Raw genomic sequence first — 14377 nt, 5'->3', positions numbered from 1 at the left:
TGAACGCTTCTCCTGCCATCGCGGATTGGCGGCTCCGCGCGCCCGTCTCGCGCGCGACGGCGCGATTTCGTCACGAACCGCCATGACCACTGTGGGCTAGTGGGAGCCCTTCGGTTTGAGGTCTTCTTCGCCCCCTGCCCCCGCGGGCTGGAGCCGGTCCTCCGCGCCGAGCTGGCCGAGCTGGGCGCGCGGGATTTGGTCCCCGCCGAGGGCGGTGTCGGCTTCTGCGGTCCCTTCGAGCTGGCCTACCGGGTCAACCTGGAAAGCCGGATCGCCAGCCGCCTGTTCTGGAGGCTGGCCGAGGGCCCCTACCGCGGCGAGGAGGACCTCTACCGGGCCGTCCGCGACCAGCCCTGGCCCGCTTGGTTCTCGCCCGATCGCACGATCAAGGTGAAGGTCACGGCGGTCCGGGCCCCTCTCCGCAGCCTGGACTTCGTCACCCTGCGCGTCAAGGACGCCGTCTGCGATCGTTTCGTCGCGGATCGTGGCGTCCGCCCGAGCGTGGACACCCGCCGGCCCGACCTCCGCATCGCCCTGTTCCTCGACGAGCGGCGCTTCACGCTCTACCTCGACACCTCGGGCGAGGCCTTGTTCAAGCGCGGCTACCGGCGGGCTGCGGGCGAGGCGCCGCTGCGCGAGAACCTGGCGGCCGGCCTGCTGCGGCTCGCCGGCTGGACGCCGGACTGTCCGTTGTTGGACCCCATGTGCGGGGCCGGCACGCTCCTGCTGGAGGCGGCGATGATGGCCTGGAACGTGGCACCGGGGCTCGGCCGGCGCTTCGCCGTCGAGCATCTCCGGCGGTTCGACGCGGCCGCCTGGCGCGCGTGCTGCGCGGAAGCGGCCGGGCGGCGCGCGGAGCCGGCCGGCGTCCTCCTGGAGGGCTGCGACCGGGACGAGGCGGCCCTGGCGGCGGCGCGCGCGAACTTCGAGGCGGCGGGGCTCGGCGGCGCGGCGGTCCTGCGGCGGGCGGACGTGCTGGAGGTGGAGCCGCCGGCGGCGCGGGGGCTCTTGATCACCAACCCCCCCTACGGCGTCCGGATGGGCGACGAGGCGGAGCTGGCCGCGCTCTACCCGCGGCTCGGCGACCGGCTCAAGCAGCGGTTCGCCGGCTGGCGGGCCTGCATCTTCACCGCGGACCGGCGGCTGCCGAAGCTGATCGGGCTCGCGCCCGCGCGGCGCCGCCCCCTGTACAACGGGGCCATCGAATGCCGGCTGTACGAATTCCCCCTGGTGCGCGGGCCGCTGCGGCGGCCGTTGACGCCTGCCGCCGGGTGTGATAGCTAGCTCGCGCCCCCTCCTCCGGAGGGGGGAGAGGAGAGGCCCATGATCGCCCGGATCGTCGAATTCGCCCTCGAACAGCGGGTCTTCGTCTGCGTGCTCGGGGTCATGCTGCTGTTCGGCGGGCTCTACGCCTTCCACATCCTGGACGTCGTCGCCTACCCCGACCCCTCCCCGCCGATGGTCGAGGTCATCACCCAGTATCCCGGCTGGTCGGCCGAGGAGATGGAGCGGCAGATCACCATTCCCATCGAGGTCGGCATGGCCGCGATGCCCGGCCTGACCGACGTCCGCTCCCTGTCCATCTTCGGGCTCAGCGACATCAAGATCTACTTCGATTTCCGGACCAACTACTTCTTCGACCGCCAGGAGGTGCTGAACCGGCTGGCCATGCTGAACCTGGCCGGCGGGGCCAGCCCGGCGCTCTCGCCCTGGTGGGCCATCGCGGAGATCTACCGTTACGAGCTGGTCGGCGAGGGGCAGTCGCTCACCGACCTCAAGACGATCCAGGACTGGCAGCTCCAGCGGGAGTTCAAGCGGGTGCCGGGCGTGATCGACGTGACCGCCTTCGGCGGCACGACCAAGGAGTACCACGTGGACCTGGACCCCGGCGCGCTGATCGGCTACGGCATCACCCTGCCGCAGGTCATGGACGCCCTGGCCAACAGCAACGCGAACGTCGGCGGGAACTACCTCACGGTCGGCGCGCAGAACGTCAACATCCGCGGCCTGGGCCTCATCGACAGCCTCGAGGACATCGAGCACGTCGTCGTGGCCGAGAAGGCCGGGACCCCGGTCTTCATCCGCAACCTCGGCAAGGTCAGCGTGGGCCACCGCGTCCGGCTCGGCAAGGTGGGCATCGACGACCGGGACGACGTCGTCGAGGGCGTCGTCCTGCTCCAGCGCGGCGCCAAGGCGCTGCCCGTGCTGGAGCAGGTCAAGCGGAAGGTGGAGGAGCTGAATGCCTGGAAGCTGCCCAAGGGCGTCCAGGTCAAGACCTTCTACGACCGGACCGTGCTCATCCACACGACCATCGAGACGGTCGTGGACATCCTGATCAGCGGCATCGCCCTCGTCTTCGTGATCCTGTTCGTGTTCCTCGGGCACTTCCGGACCTCCGTGATCGTGGCGCTGACCGTGCCGATGGCGCTCATGTTCACCTTCGCCATGATGGTGGTCATCGGCGAGTCGGCCAACCTGATCTCCCTGGGGGCGATCGACTTCGGCATCATCGTGGACTCCACGCTCATCATGGTCGAGAGCATCTTCGCGCACATCGCCCACCGCCGCGGGCCGGGGCTGACGGTTCCGATGCACATCCTGCGGGCGGCGCGCGAGGTGGGGCGGCCGATCTTCTTCGCGACGACGATCATCGTGGTCGCCTTCATCCCGCTCTTCACGATGACCGGCGTGCCGGGCAAGATCTTCGCCCCCATGTCGCTGACCTACGGCTTCGCCCTGAGCGGGGCGCTGCTGATGGCCTTCACCCTCGCCCCCGCGCTCTGCGCGCTCCTGCTCACGGGGCCCGTGCGCGAGGAAGAGATGCCGCTCGTGCGGGGCCTCCGGCACGGCTACCTGGCGTCGCTCCGGTGGGCGCTGGAGCACGAGGCGGTCGTGATCGGGCTGGCCGTGGCCCTGGTGGTGCTCCTGTTCGCGGTCGTGCCCTTCCTGGGCGGCGAGTTCATGCCGGCTCTCGAGGAGGGCAACCTCTGGGTCCGGGCCACGATGCCCGTGGACATCTCCTTCGACCAGGCGGCGCAGATCGCCACGCTCGTCCGCGGCATCTTCCGCGAGTTCCCCGAGGTGACCGGCGTGGTGTCGCAGCTCGGGCGGCCCGACGACGGCACCGACCCGACGAGCTTCTTCAACGCCGAGTTCCTCGTGAACCTGAAGCGGCCGCGGGACTGGCGGCCCGAGGTGAAGGGCAAGGAGCACCTGATCGAGGAGATCGAGGCGCGGCTCGCGACCATCCCCGGCGTCTCGTTCAATTTCTCCCAGGTGATCCAGGACAACGTCCAGGAGGCCATGTCCGGCGTCAAGGGCGAGAACTCGATCAAGCTGTTCGGGCCCGACCTCAGGGTGCTGGAGGAGAAGGCCGTCGAGATCGAGCGGGTCATGAAGGACATCCGGGGGGTCAAGGATCTCGGCATCTTCCGGCTGCGCGGGCAGCCGAATCTCCTCATCCATGTGGACCGGCAGGCCTGCGCGCGCTACGGGCTCCAGGTGGCGGACGTCAACGCCGTCGTGCAGGCCGCCATCGGCGGCCAGGCCGTGACGCGCGTGTTCGAGGGCGAGCGCTGGTTCGACCTCGTCGTCCGCTTCCTGCCCGAGTACCGGCAGGACGTCGAGACGATCTCCAACATTCAGGTCAGCACGCCGGAGGGGGCGCGGATCCCGCTCAAGCAGCTCGCGGACATCTCCATGCAGACGGGGGCCTTCATCATCTACCGCGAGAACAACGAGCGGTACATCCCGATCAAGTTCAGCGTGCGCGGCCGGGACCTGGAGAGCACGGTCGAGGAGGCGCAGCGCAAGCTCAAGGAGCAGGTGACCCTGCCCGAGCGCTACCGGATGGAGTGGCACGGCGAGTACGACCAGCTCCAGGACGAGAAGCACCGCCTCATCCGGATCATCCCCGTCAGCCTGCTGGTCATCCTGTTCCTGGTGTACCTGGCCGTCGGCTCCTTCGGCGACGCCGTGCTGGTGCTGGCCGCCGTCCCCTTCGCGTTGGTCGGCGGCGTCTTCTCCCTGCTCCTGACGGGGACGGACTTCAGCGTGTCGGCGGCCGTCGGCTTCATCTCCCTCTTCGGGGTGGCCATCCAGGGCGGCCTGATCCTCGTCGTCCGCATCCGCGACCTGCGCGAGGAGGGCTTCGACCTGCGCACCGCGATCCTGACGAGCGCCGACAGCCGGATGCGGCCCGTGCTGATGACGACCCTGGCCGCGGCCATCGGGCTCCTGCCGGCGGCCGTGGCGACGGGCATCGGCGCCCAGTCCCAGCAGCCGCTGGCGCGGGTCGTCGTCGGCGGCATGCTCACCTCGGCCTTCCTGATCCTGCTGGTCCTCCCCGTCCTGTACCGGGTCCTGCACCGCAAGGAGCTGGCGGAAGAGGGAGCCCGGCCGCCCGAGGCCGCCCCCGACGGCCGCCACCTGTAAGGGCGGCGGCGATCCCGCGACCGACCGGTCGGGAGCGGTCTTGCTCCTGAAGGGCGAAGGGGCGAGAATGGACGGGCGAACCCCGCCGATGATCGGCGCGGCGCCGGGACCGGACCGGCTCGCACGCGCGGGCGGCGCGCTCCCGGCATGGGCGAAGGAGGCCACGGCCATGTTCCAGGTGACCAAGACCGACGCGGAATGGCGGGCGATCCTGACGGAGGAGCAGTACCTCGTCCTGCGGCACGAGCAGACGGAGCCGCCCTTCCGGAACCGGTACCACGACCACAAGGCGGCGGGCATCTACCAGTGCGCCGGCTGCGCCCTGCCGCTGTTCTCCTCCGCGCACAAGTACGACAGCGGCACGGGCTGGCCCAGCTTCTGGCGGCCCGTCGCGGAGGCGGCCGTCGGCACCAAGACCGACTGGAAGCTGATCCTGCCGCGCACGGAGGTGCACTGCGCCCGCTGCGGCGGGCACCTGGGCCACGTCTTCGACGACGGGCCTCCGCCGACCGGGAAGCGCTACTGCATCAACTCCGCGGCGCTGACCTTCGTGCCGGCGTGAATCACGCCGGCCGGGGAGGGAGCGCCAGACGGCCGGCGGTCAGCGGCGGATGGGACCCGGTTCGGGAAGGTCCACGGAAAGCGCATGGCCCGTGAGCGTGACCTCCGAGCAGCCCATCGGGATGATGAGGAGGCTCAGGAGGAAGAAATCGCCCCGCTCCCCGGCGGCGATCCGGTCGGCGGCGTTGGCGCCGAGCGTCGGGAGCTTGGCGAGCAGAGGTTCCTCCACCAGGTTCTCGTCCGCCAGGCCGCGGGTGTAGTTGCCGCAGGCCGAGACCTCCAGGGAGAAGGGGCCGAGGTCCGTGACCTTGCCGGCCATCGCCGCCTCCTTCACTTGATCCGCCGAGAAGGCCGGCGAGTAGATGCCCCGGCCCTCCCGGTAGGGGGCGGAAGGGAGGCAGGCCGCGAGCAGCAGGCAGCCGGCGAGGGCGAGGGCGGTGGGACGGCGGTGTGTCGCCATGACGAAACCGGCGCGATTCTACTCCACGCGCGCGACCGGCTCAAGGTCCGCCCTGCGCCGCGAGCCGCTCGCGGTCCTTGAGGAGCTGCTCGCGGATCTGCCGCACCGCCTCGGTGAAGGCCTCGTTGAGCCGGATGTGCGCCGGATAAAAGGGCATGGACCAGAAGTGACGGTCGTGCGCGGCGACCTCCTCGTAGCGCGACAACCCGCGGTAGGCGCCGAGCGTGCGGCCGTCTCGGCTGAGGGCGACGAGCTCCAGCTCCACGTCGCCCTCCCACTGCTGCGCCAATCCCCAGAAGGCCTGGGCGGCCAGTGAGAGGCCGGGCAGCACCATCCAGGGAGGCAGCGTCACCTCCCCGTGAAAACGCCGGATCGTCCCGCGCAGGATGAGGTCGGCCCGGTCCGGGCGCGAGGCGACCGAGCGGAACAGGCCGGTGGCGCTGAAATCCGCCGTGATGGCCTTCGTGACGAGCGGCGCCAGCTCGCCGTCCATCTCCGACGCGCTCGTCTGCGCGAGGCTGGCGCGGGAGGAGGCCTCCCGGTCCTCGGGCGGCGTGGCGTCGCGCAACTCCTCGACATAGACTTCGACCGGAATGGTGGCCGGACTGGCTTCCAGGTACAGGGTGGGCGTGTACGGGACACAGCCGGCCAGCGGCAGGAGCAGGGCGGCCGCGAGCCGGCGCGACCTCGCACGGAGCAGCAGACTCACGGCTGTGCCTCCAGGCGCCTGCCCGTCATTCGGGCGAAACGTGTCCCGGCACGCTTCGAGCCGGGGGCCGGAATCCAGGTCCGGCCGACACGCATCGGGACTGGCCCCCGGCGTTCGCCGGGGTGACGGACTGGGCCCCGGCGTGCGCCGGGGTGACGCTCCGTGCAGGGCTTGTCCCAGCGGAAACCAGGGCACATGGTAGTCGCGTGCGACGGAGGATGCAACCGCGGAGGCGACGGCTCCATCGGCTGGCCTGCGCGGCGGTGGCCGTGCTGATCGCCGCCGGACCGGGTTGCGGCCCGGCGCAGTCTCGCGCGGAGCGGCTTCCCGTCCCCTCGCCTCCGGCCGGCCCCGCGCCGGTCGTCGCCGCCCTGCGCAACGAGGTCCAGCCGGAGCTGGATCGCCGCGTCGCCGACCAGCAGGAGGGGGCGCGGCGCGCGCTCGCGGCGGGAAGCGCCGTCCCGGCCCGGCACAAGCGGGCCATGGTCGTCGAGGCCCTCGCCGACCCCTGGGCCGGTCTGGTCGCGCTGGAAAACTGGGGGCTCCGACTCGCCGCCCTCGCCGAGGCCGGCCCGTCGGCCCTTCCTCGGCTCCTCGCCGCCCTCGAATCGGGCCGCGACCGCCCCTCTGCCGGCCGGCCCGCGGCCGAGGAGGACGACGTCACGTCGCCGGCGGAGCTGGAATCCTTCCTCGTCCGCACGCTGGAGGAGGCGGGGCGGCGGCGCGCGCGGGCGCTGCGCCGGCTGGCGCCGGCCGACCGTGCCTTCCTCTTCGACCAGGCCGCCGTCGTGGTCAGGGACTTTTATCCCCACGTCGAACGCACCGAGGGTGCGGGTTGGGCCGGGGTCCCGGCCGGCGAGCGGTTCGGCCGACTGGTCGCGGAAGAGCTGGACGTCGCGGAGCTGGTCGCGGCCGCGCAGGTGCTCGCGCGGCTCGTGGAGGCGCCGCGGCCGGCGGCCCTGGCCCGGGCCCTTCAGGATCGGCCCGTCTCGCCGGTGCCCGTCGGCGGCGTCTCCGGCGACCTGCTGCTGGTGCGGGAGACCGAGGTCGGGCTCTTGGTCGTCGGCGGGCCGGGACCGAACCGCTACGACCTCGACGGGCGGATCGCGCTGCTGATCGACGTCGGCGGGGCGGACGTCTATCGGGGCGCCGTCGCGTCAACGACGGCGCCCGGCGGCCTCGGCGTCGTGATGGACCTGGGCGGCGACGATGTCTACGAATCCGACCCGCTCGGTCTGGCCACCGGCCGGGTGGGCGTCGGGCTGCTCGTGGACCTCGCCGGCGATGATCGGTATCGGCTTGCCCCCGGGGCCGGCGGCGTGGGGCTGGCCGGTGTCGGGCTGCTCCTCGACCTGGCGGGGAACGATCGGTACGAGGGGAGCCGCTTCACGCAGGGCGCGGCGGTCGGCGGGATCGGGCTGCTGCTCGACTCGGCCGGCCGCGATGTCTACGAGGGTTGGGGGTACGCGCTGGGCTTCGGGGGCCCACTCGGCGTCGGCGCGCTGATTGACGCGGCGGGTGACGACGACTATCGCTGCGGCGGCCGCCTCCCCAGCGCCTACAACGAGGCGGAGGCGCCGGGCGTCGCCCCTGACGATCCTCGGTTCCAGTACGACTGTCTCGGCCTGGGGACCGGCGCCGGCACACGGGTCCATGTCCCGCAGCCGGAGCCGCGCGGCCGGTCGCTCGCGGGCGGGGTCGGGCTCCTGCTCGACCTGAGCGGGAACGACCGCTACCGCGGCGCCAACTTCTCGCTGGGGGCGGGGTACTTCTTCGGCGCGGGGCTCGCCCTCGACCTGGCCGGCGACGATGAGCGCGAGGTCGCGCGCTACGGCCTGGCCGCCGGCGCCCACCAGGCACTCGGCCTCTTCGTGGACTACGGCGGCCGGGATCTGTACCGCTCCACCGGACCGGTCTACGACGGCGGCGCGGCCTGGGACGGGAGCGTCATGCTCGCGGTGGACGCGGGCCCGGAAGACGACCGCTACGAGCTGGAGCGGGCTGGCGGCCTCGGCCAGGCGGACCTCCGCGCCTGGGGGCTGTTCATCGAGCAGGGCGGCCGCGATCGGTATGCGACGCCGATCGGCATGGGCTGGGCCTCGCCGGGCGGCCTCGGCGCCTTCTTCGACCTCGCCGGCGAGGACGACTATCTCCGGGTGCCCGCGTCGCCCCGTGGACCACGGGGGAACGGGATGACCCTTTCGGAGGAGCCGGCCGGGCTGTTTCTGGACCGGGCCGGGCCTGGACGACCTTGATTAGGGCCGGCGGCGTCTGTAGGATGGCGCGGAATTTCGCGCGGAACGGAGCGGTTCGACGTCAACCGGGAGGCGAGGGCATGGGGCGTGCGGCGGGACGGGTGCTGGGAGTCATGGCGGTGGGGATGGCCGCGCTCGCGGCGGGCCTGCCGGCGGGGGCGGTCGGTCCGCCGTCCGGCGCGCCGGCCCTCGTCCCCTACGTCACGGCGGAGGGCGTCGCCGGGTCGGTCACGCTCGTGGGCTCCGATCTGGTGGCTCGGCCGCTGGCGGAGCTGGCGGCGTGGTTCCAGCGCCGGTACCCGGAGGCGAAGGTCCAGATCCGACCGGCCGACTCGACCGCCGCGGCGGCCGCGCTGATCCAGGACGCGGCGCAGCTCGCCGTCCTGTCCCGCCTCATGGAGGAGGGCGAGGTCGCGAAGTTCGAGGCCGCCCACGGCTACCGTCCGACACCCTACGCGATCGCGGTGGACGCCCTGGCGGTCTGCGTCCACAAGGACAATCCGCTCGAGGGCCTGACCCTGGACCAGGCGGACGCGATCTTCTCCAAGACGCCGCGGTACAGTTATCGGAACATCACGACCTGGGGCCAGCTCGGGCTGGGGGGCGAGTGGGCGGAGGCCCCCATCACCCTCTACGGCCTCGCCGCCACGACGGGCACCCACGAGTTCTTCAAGGACAAGGCGCTGAACCGGGAGGACTTCAAGGCGGGCGTCCGGGAGTTCGCCGACTCGGCGGCGGTCGTCCACGCCGTCGTCCACGACCGGACCGGCATGGGCTACGGCAGCCTGGCGGCCGCCACCCCGGAGGTCCGCGTCGTGCCCCTCGCCTACGACGAGGGCTCGCCCTTCGTCGAGCCGTCGGTCGAGAACATCAAGGGCCGCAAGTACCCGCTCCGACGCTACCTCTACGTCTACGTGAACCAGGCCCCCCGCAAGCTCCTGCCGGGCCACAAGCCGCTCCCGCCGGCCGTGCGGGAGTTCCTGCGCCTGCTGCATAGCCAAGAGGGCCAGGAGGCGTTGGTCAGGGACGGCTACGTGGGGGTGGAGGACTGGATCATTCAGCACGGGCTGGCGAAGATCAAGTAACCCCCTCGCCCCGCCCTCGACCGTTCGCGCGTCCCGCTTCATCCCCGCCAGGCCGGATGGCTCCGCCTCGCGGGCCTGCCGGTGTCGGCGAAGAGGATCATGACCTCGCCCGGCGGGGCCGCCGCCGATCCGCCGTCGCGGCGCGGGCGCGGCGCCGGTCAGTCGTCCGTCTCCTTGGCGAGCAGCATCATGACGACGTTCCAGTGCGAGGGGGCGACGGCCGGATCGGCCGCGACCGCGCGCCGGAGCCGCTCGTAGAATTCGTCCGCGAGGGTGCGCCGCTCCTGCGGCGGCCGATCGTCCTCCAGCGCCCCGAACAACGCCGGCTCCGTGAAGGCGCGGTAGGCGGCGGCGCAGTCGGCCGCCAGGGCCGCCGCGTCCCGGCTCCGCTCGTACTCGGTCCACAGGGGGTCCGGCGTCGATGTCTCGCGGTAGTCCCGCAGCTCCAGCCACGAGGCGACTGTTCCCTCGGCGAAGGGCGCCGTGAACTCCTTCCTGGTCCGGCAGTAGAGCGGGATCAGCATCCGCGCATATTCGCCGCGTCGCAGCCGACCCTCCTCGGCCATCGCCCGGAGCGCCGCGTTGGCTGCGTCGTTCAGCCGTTCCCCGCCGGTCTCGCCGCGCTCGTCCCGGTAGAGACCCGTCAGGACCAGCAGGCCGCCGGGCCGCAGCTCGTGCGCGCGATGGTCGAGAAAACGCGCCCAGTCCCCCCTCGCCTGGGCGGCCAGGGCCTCCGCGGCGGGGCCGGTCGCCAGCGCCGGCCAGATGTGGTCGGGGAGCGACGGTGCCGCGCTGAGCCAGTGGATCGAGCCCGCCGACCAGCCGAGGCAGACCTGGTTCGCGGGGAAGACCCGGTGGTAGAACGAGCGCCCGCTGGCGTAGGGAAACAGGTTCGAGCCGACCCGCAGGTAACTGTCCGGCGAGGTGTCCAGGAGCGTGAAGAGCGAGGCGAAGTCGTTGCCCGGCACGTCGTTGTGCACGATCGCGATGGGCACGCCCTCGCCGGCGCGCCGGCGCACGGTCTCCACGACGGCGCGCAGGGGCGCGAGCGAGTTGCGGCCCTCGGAGGAACCGTAGTCGGCCACCAGGAACGCGCCGCCGGGGTCGGGCAGCGGTGCCGTCTCGGCCGCGCGGATGAGCAGCGGCAGGGCGATCTCGACCGCGGCGCGCTGCGCCCGCGAATGCTCGTTGTAGAATCCCTGCCCGACCATGCCGACGCAGGAGGCCCCGGCGGGACGGTCGGGAGTCGGGGCGGGACCACCGTGCTCAACCACGGCCCACCCTCGTCGGGTTCAGGGCTTGAGGTCCAGCCATTCGAGCACCTCGCATTCCGAGCAGCGTCCCAGGACCTCGATGATCCGGTCCGTCTGGCAGGCGCGCAGGTCGTCCGCCGTCGCACCGCGGAAGATGTAGGCCTCGCTGGGATCGTGCACGAAGGGCATGACGGTCACGGCCGCGACCCGTCCCGCCTGCAGCAGGCGGATGAGCTCGAAGGCCTGCTGGAGATCGTTCTCGAACCAGTGGACGGCCTTGATGTCCCCGCGCGGGGCTTTCAGGGGAATGGACACCATCCGGAGCTGCTGGCCCAGCTTGACGCGATCGAGCGCGAGCTCCGACACGGCGATCCGGACCGGCGGGAACGTCCGCTGGATCTTGGCCCCGCAGTCCGCCGCGAGGCCCTCCTTCGTGCCGGCCGTCTCGCCGGCCGTCTCGGGCCTCGCCTCCGGGAGCGGCGCCGGCCGCCTGGGCGCCGGCCGGTCGGCCGGCTGGGCCCAGGCCTGGGCGGCGAGCAGCGTCAGGGCGACGGTCATGAGCAAGGTGCGGGCCATCGCGGGTCTCCTCTCCTTCGCCGGCAAGGAGGCCGTAGTGTACCGCTCCGCACCGGGTTTGGAAAGCGGTGAGTGAGCTCCGCCCGGGGCTCCGATCGGGAGCGCGCTCGAGCCCCTCGACAGGACCGCGAGGACGGCCTACCCTGAAAAGGATTTAGGTACTTCACCGGCCGTGGCGCCCGGCGAAGGAGGTCCCGCCATGAAGCCCGTTCCCGGTGCCGAGGCCGTCGGTCCGCTCGTTCTGGCGGCGCTCTGCCTCCTCGTCCCGCCGCCGGTCCCCGCGGGCGATCCGCCGGGCGCTCCTCGTCCTCCGCAACGCGCCCGATCGCTGGTGGACCGCCGTGGCCATGCTCGACCGCGCCCTCGCCGTCTCGACCGCGGTCCAGGCCCCCGCTGCCCGATGACGGGGCCCATCCCCCTGTGGCTGCTCGCCGCGACCGGCCTCGCCTGCGCGAACAGCCTCGGCGCCTCCTTCCAGTTCGACGACCTCAACGTCATCGTGGACAACCGGGCGGTCCATTCGTGGGCCGCCTGGCGGGAGGACCTGGCCCGGGGCAACCTGGCCGCGCCCCCTTCTCGGACGCGGTCGGCCGCCGCCCCCGCTACAGCTCGACGACCATCCCTTCCCGCGCGAAGAACCAGTCCACCTCGTGGAAGGGCAGGCCCTTGGCCTCGGCCGTGCGGCGCTGCCGCTCGTAGTAGGCGCGGGTCGAGGCCTCGACCGCGGCGATCTTCTCGTCGGAGGAAGCAGGCTCGTGGTGGATGAAGGCCGCCTTCTTGATGCCCTCGCCGATCGCGAGATCCAGGCCGATCAGCGCGGCGGCGTGCCCCCAGTTGATCTTCTCCGCCGCCTCGATGATCGAATACTGCGCGTCGAAGACCATGAGGTCCGCCTCCCGGTAGAGCGGCAGGTCCGGTCCCAGCGCCTCGCGGCTCGTCCGGGTCGCCTCCGTGTCGGCGCAGTGGGCGAGGGCCTTGCCGTCCGCTTCGACGCGGAAGCCCCAGCAGGGGTCCGGATGGTCGAGCCGGTAGGGCGTGACGGTGAGCTCCCCGATGCGGGTGGGCTTGCGCGGCGGCAGCCGGTGGTACTCGATCCGCGCACCCAGCCGGGACAGCGGCACCGGAAAGTTCGGCTTGTGGAAGAGCATGCGCAGGACGTCGGGCAGCCCCGGCTGGACCGCGTAGAGGTGGAGCACGTTGCCGGGGATGAAGATCGGCGCGAAGAACGGCAGGCCGATGAGGTGGTCCCAGTGAAAGTGCGTGAACAGGAGGTGGACCTCGCCCTCGCCCTTGCCGCAGGGGCCCTGGAGCAGGTCGTAGCCCAGCAGTCGGAGCCCGCTGCCCGCGTCGATGACGAGGCGCTGGGAGCGGGTCCGCACCTCCAGGCAGAGGGTGTTGCCGCCGTAGCCGCCGACCCGGTGGGGGGGCTGCGCGGCGAGGAAGGGGTCGATGTCGCGCCGCTCGCGATGGCCGGCGTCGAAGAAGGCCTGGAAGAGGTCCCGCGCCCGTTCCGCGAAAGCCTGCGGGCTGGTGGGAGAGGGCAGCGAGCCCCGGACGCCCCAGAACGTGACCCGCATGGCCATGGCGGGGCAGAGGGTCCCACGTCCGTCCGACGCTGTCAAGCCCCGGCGGGCCTCGAACCGGGGACGGCGCCGGTGCGGGCGGCGGGGCTGTTACTCGCCTGAAACGGACCCCCCCGCGCCACGAGTTGCCCCGGGGCGCGGGGGGACGGTGCGGGACCGGCCTCCGTCACCGATTGGGCTGCGGCGTGTAGCGCAGGTAGGGCTTCACGGCGCGGAAACCCTTCGGGAACAGCTTCTTCGCGTCCTCGTCGGACACCGCCGGCGTGATGATGCAGTCCTCGCCCTGCTTCCAGTTGGCCGGGGTCGCCACCTTGTAGTTGGCCGTGAGTTGGAGCGAGTCCACGACGCGGAGCAGCTCGTCGAAATTCCGGCCCGTGGAGGCCGGGTAGGTCAGCATGAGCTTGATCTTCTTGTCCGGGCCGATGATGAAGACCGACCGCACGGTCATGTTGTCCATCGCGTTGGGATGGATCATGTCGTAGAGCGTCGCGACTTTCTTCTCCGGGTCCGCGATCAGCGGATAGTTCACCGTGCAGTTCTGGGTCTCGTTGATGTCCTTGATCCAGCCCTTGTGGGCGTCGAGCGGGTCCACGCTGACCGCGATGACCTTGACGTTGCGCTTCTTGAACTCCTCGGAGATCCTGGCCATCGTGCCCAGCTCCGTCGTGCACACGGGCGTGTAGTCCTTGGGGTGGGAGAAGAGGATGCCCCAGCCGTTGCCGAGCCACTCGTGGAAGGTGATGGGGCCTTCGGTGGTTTCCGCCGTGAAATTCGGCGCTTCGTCTCCGAGTCGCAGTGCCATGGGTCGCTCCTTTCGTTAGACGTCTGTGGAATGACGGGATGGAAGGAAGACCGTCCAGGGCTCTGGACAGGCTCTTAGGATACTGCGTCACGGCGGTGCTGTTCAACAGGAAGAATCGAGAGGAAGAATCGAGCCGGGCCCGGCTCCCGGCGGGCCGACGGTTGACCGGACCCTCGGGGGAAGCGTAGAGAGAAGAGATCGAAGGGAGGGCGGACATGACGACGACTCGCTATCCCCGCAGTCCCAAGCTCGCGCTCGGCGGCATCGCCCACCTGGCGCGGATGATCGACAAGGTCCGCTTGCGCCACCGTGGCGAGATTCAAGACTACAACTACCTCACCGTCGGCTTCGACAAGTCCCTGCTGGACCTGCTGGGGATCGCGGGCGAGGACTTCGAGCGGCGGGTGCTGGCCGGCGGGACGGACGAGGAGATCCTCGCCTGGGTGAAGGCCCACGCCCGTCCCCTCACGGCGGAGGACCTGCGGCAGTGGGAACGTCGTGTGGTCGAGGGCGGGCCCAAGGACGAGGCGGCGCGGCAGCGGTTTCAGGCGCGGCTGGCCGAGATCGCCGCCAAGCGCGGCGTGCCGGTCGAGTCCTTGCCGGCGGTCTCCACCTGGGCCGATGCGATCGAGCTGGACGAGGGGCGGTTGTAGGCTCGG

General features: G+C 71.6%; 13 protein-coding genes. 6 read left to right on the top strand and 7 right to left on the bottom strand.

Annotated elements, in window-relative coordinates:
* Positions 1–99: 99 nt before the first annotated feature.
* From AC1U7O_RS17245 to msrB, 3 genes are all read left to right on the top strand, one after another.
* On the top strand, positions 100–1284 hold the full coding sequence (locus tag AC1U7O_RS17245) for a THUMP domain-containing class I SAM-dependent RNA methyltransferase (RefSeq protein ID WP_479896136.1): 1185 nt from the start codon (positions 100–102) through the stop codon (positions 1282–1284).
* A gap of 39 nt (positions 1285–1323) precedes the next feature.
* The gene (locus tag AC1U7O_RS17240; protein WP_479896135.1) at positions 1324–4434 is read left to right on the top strand and encodes an efflux RND transporter permease subunit; all 3111 of its coding nucleotides are present in this window, start codon (positions 1324–1326) and stop codon (positions 4432–4434) included.
* Positions 4435–4501: 67 nt separating this feature from the next.
* Entirely contained in the window at positions 4502–4996 is a 495-nt protein-coding gene (gene msrB, locus AC1U7O_RS17235; RefSeq protein WP_479896134.1) for a peptide-methionine (R)-S-oxide reductase MsrB, read from the top strand.
* Positions 4997–5035: 39 nt separating this feature from the next.
* Here the strand turns inward: msrB and AC1U7O_RS17230 are convergent, their stop codons facing one another.
* On the bottom strand, positions 5036–5455 hold the full coding sequence (locus tag AC1U7O_RS17230) for a hypothetical protein (RefSeq protein ID WP_479896133.1): 420 nt from the start codon (positions 5453–5455) through the stop codon (positions 5036–5038).
* A gap of 40 nt (positions 5456–5495) precedes the next feature.
* Positions 5496–6164, bottom strand: coding sequence for a hypothetical protein (locus AC1U7O_RS17225; RefSeq protein WP_479896132.1), 669 nt, complete (start codon positions 6162–6164; stop codon positions 5496–5498).
* 218 nt (positions 6165–6382) lie between these two features.
* Between AC1U7O_RS17225 and AC1U7O_RS17220 the strand changes: the two genes are divergently transcribed.
* Entirely contained in the window at positions 6383–8419 is a 2037-nt protein-coding gene (locus tag AC1U7O_RS17220; protein ID WP_479896131.1) for a hypothetical protein, read from the top strand.
* 80 nt (positions 8420–8499) lie between these two features.
* The gene (locus tag AC1U7O_RS17215; protein ID WP_479896130.1) at positions 8500–9504 is read left to right on the top strand and encodes a PstS family phosphate ABC transporter substrate-binding protein; all 1005 of its coding nucleotides are present in this window, start codon (positions 8500–8502) and stop codon (positions 9502–9504) included.
* A gap of 158 nt (positions 9505–9662) precedes the next feature.
* Here the strand turns inward: AC1U7O_RS17215 and AC1U7O_RS17210 are convergent, their stop codons facing one another.
* From AC1U7O_RS17210 to AC1U7O_RS17190, 5 genes are all read right to left on the bottom strand, one after another.
* Entirely contained in the window at positions 9663–10778 is a 1116-nt protein-coding gene (locus AC1U7O_RS17210) for a class I SAM-dependent methyltransferase (RefSeq protein ID WP_479896129.1), read from the bottom strand.
* Positions 10779–10796: 18 nt separating this feature from the next.
* Entirely contained in the window at positions 10797–11333 is a 537-nt protein-coding gene (locus AC1U7O_RS17205) for a hypothetical protein (RefSeq protein WP_479896128.1), read from the bottom strand.
* A 163-nt stretch (positions 11334–11496) separates the two neighbouring features.
* Positions 11497–11682, bottom strand: coding sequence for a hypothetical protein (locus AC1U7O_RS17200; protein ID WP_479896127.1), 186 nt, complete (start codon positions 11680–11682; stop codon positions 11497–11499).
* A 253-nt stretch (positions 11683–11935) separates the two neighbouring features.
* Positions 11936–12916: an MBL fold metallo-hydrolase gene (locus AC1U7O_RS17195; protein ID WP_479896126.1), complete on the bottom strand. Its 981-nt coding sequence runs from the start codon at positions 12914–12916 to the stop codon at positions 11936–11938.
* Positions 12917–13082: 166 nt separating this feature from the next.
* Positions 13083–13718, bottom strand: coding sequence for a peroxiredoxin (locus AC1U7O_RS17190; protein WP_479896125.1), 636 nt, complete (start codon positions 13716–13718; stop codon positions 13083–13085).
* Positions 13719–13933: 215 nt separating this feature from the next.
* On the opposite strand from AC1U7O_RS17190, the gene AC1U7O_RS17185 reads away from it, so the two are divergent.
* Entirely contained in the window at positions 13934–14371 is a 438-nt protein-coding gene (locus tag AC1U7O_RS17185) for a DUF5069 domain-containing protein (protein ID WP_479896124.1), read from the top strand.
* Positions 14372–14377: the final 6 nt, after the last annotated feature.

Source organism: Candidatus Nitrospira neuquenensis (assembly GCF_979578155.1).
The sequence above is the reverse complement of the archived record's forward strand: the minus strand, read 5'-3'. Positions and strand labels throughout refer to the sequence as shown.

What these genes read in the sequence shown, in the direction of transcription:
- AC1U7O_RS17240 (WP_479896135.1), top strand. Translation starts at nt 1,324, where the DNA reads ATGATCGCCCGGATCGTCGAATTCGCCCTCGAACAGCGGGTCTTCGTC.
- msrB (WP_479896134.1), top strand. Translation starts at nt 4,502, where the DNA reads ATGGACGGGCGAACCCCGCCGATGATCGGCGCGGCGCCGGGACCGGAC.
- AC1U7O_RS17230 (WP_479896133.1), bottom strand. Translation starts at nt 5,455, where the DNA reads ATGGCGACACACCGCCGTCCCACCGCCCTCGCCCTCGCCGGCTGCCTG.
- AC1U7O_RS17220 (WP_479896131.1), top strand. Translation starts at nt 6,383, where the DNA reads ATGCAACCGCGGAGGCGACGGCTCCATCGGCTGGCCTGCGCGGCGGTG.
- AC1U7O_RS17215 (WP_479896130.1), top strand. Translation starts at nt 8,500, where the DNA reads ATGGGGCGTGCGGCGGGACGGGTGCTGGGAGTCATGGCGGTGGGGATG.
- AC1U7O_RS17205 (WP_479896128.1), bottom strand. Translation starts at nt 11,333, where the DNA reads ATGGCCCGCACCTTGCTCATGACCGTCGCCCTGACGCTGCTCGCCGCC.
- AC1U7O_RS17200 (WP_479896127.1), bottom strand. Translation starts at nt 11,682, where the DNA reads ATGGCCACGGCGGTCCACCAGCGATCGGGCGCGTTGCGGAGGACGAGG.
- AC1U7O_RS17195 (WP_479896126.1), bottom strand. Translation starts at nt 12,916, where the DNA reads ATGGCCATGCGGGTCACGTTCTGGGGCGTCCGGGGCTCGCTGCCCTCT.
- AC1U7O_RS17190 (WP_479896125.1), bottom strand. Translation starts at nt 13,718, where the DNA reads ATGGCACTGCGACTCGGAGACGAAGCGCCGAATTTCACGGCGGAAACC.
- AC1U7O_RS17185 (WP_479896124.1), top strand. Translation starts at nt 13,934, where the DNA reads ATGACGACGACTCGCTATCCCCGCAGTCCCAAGCTCGCGCTCGGCGGC.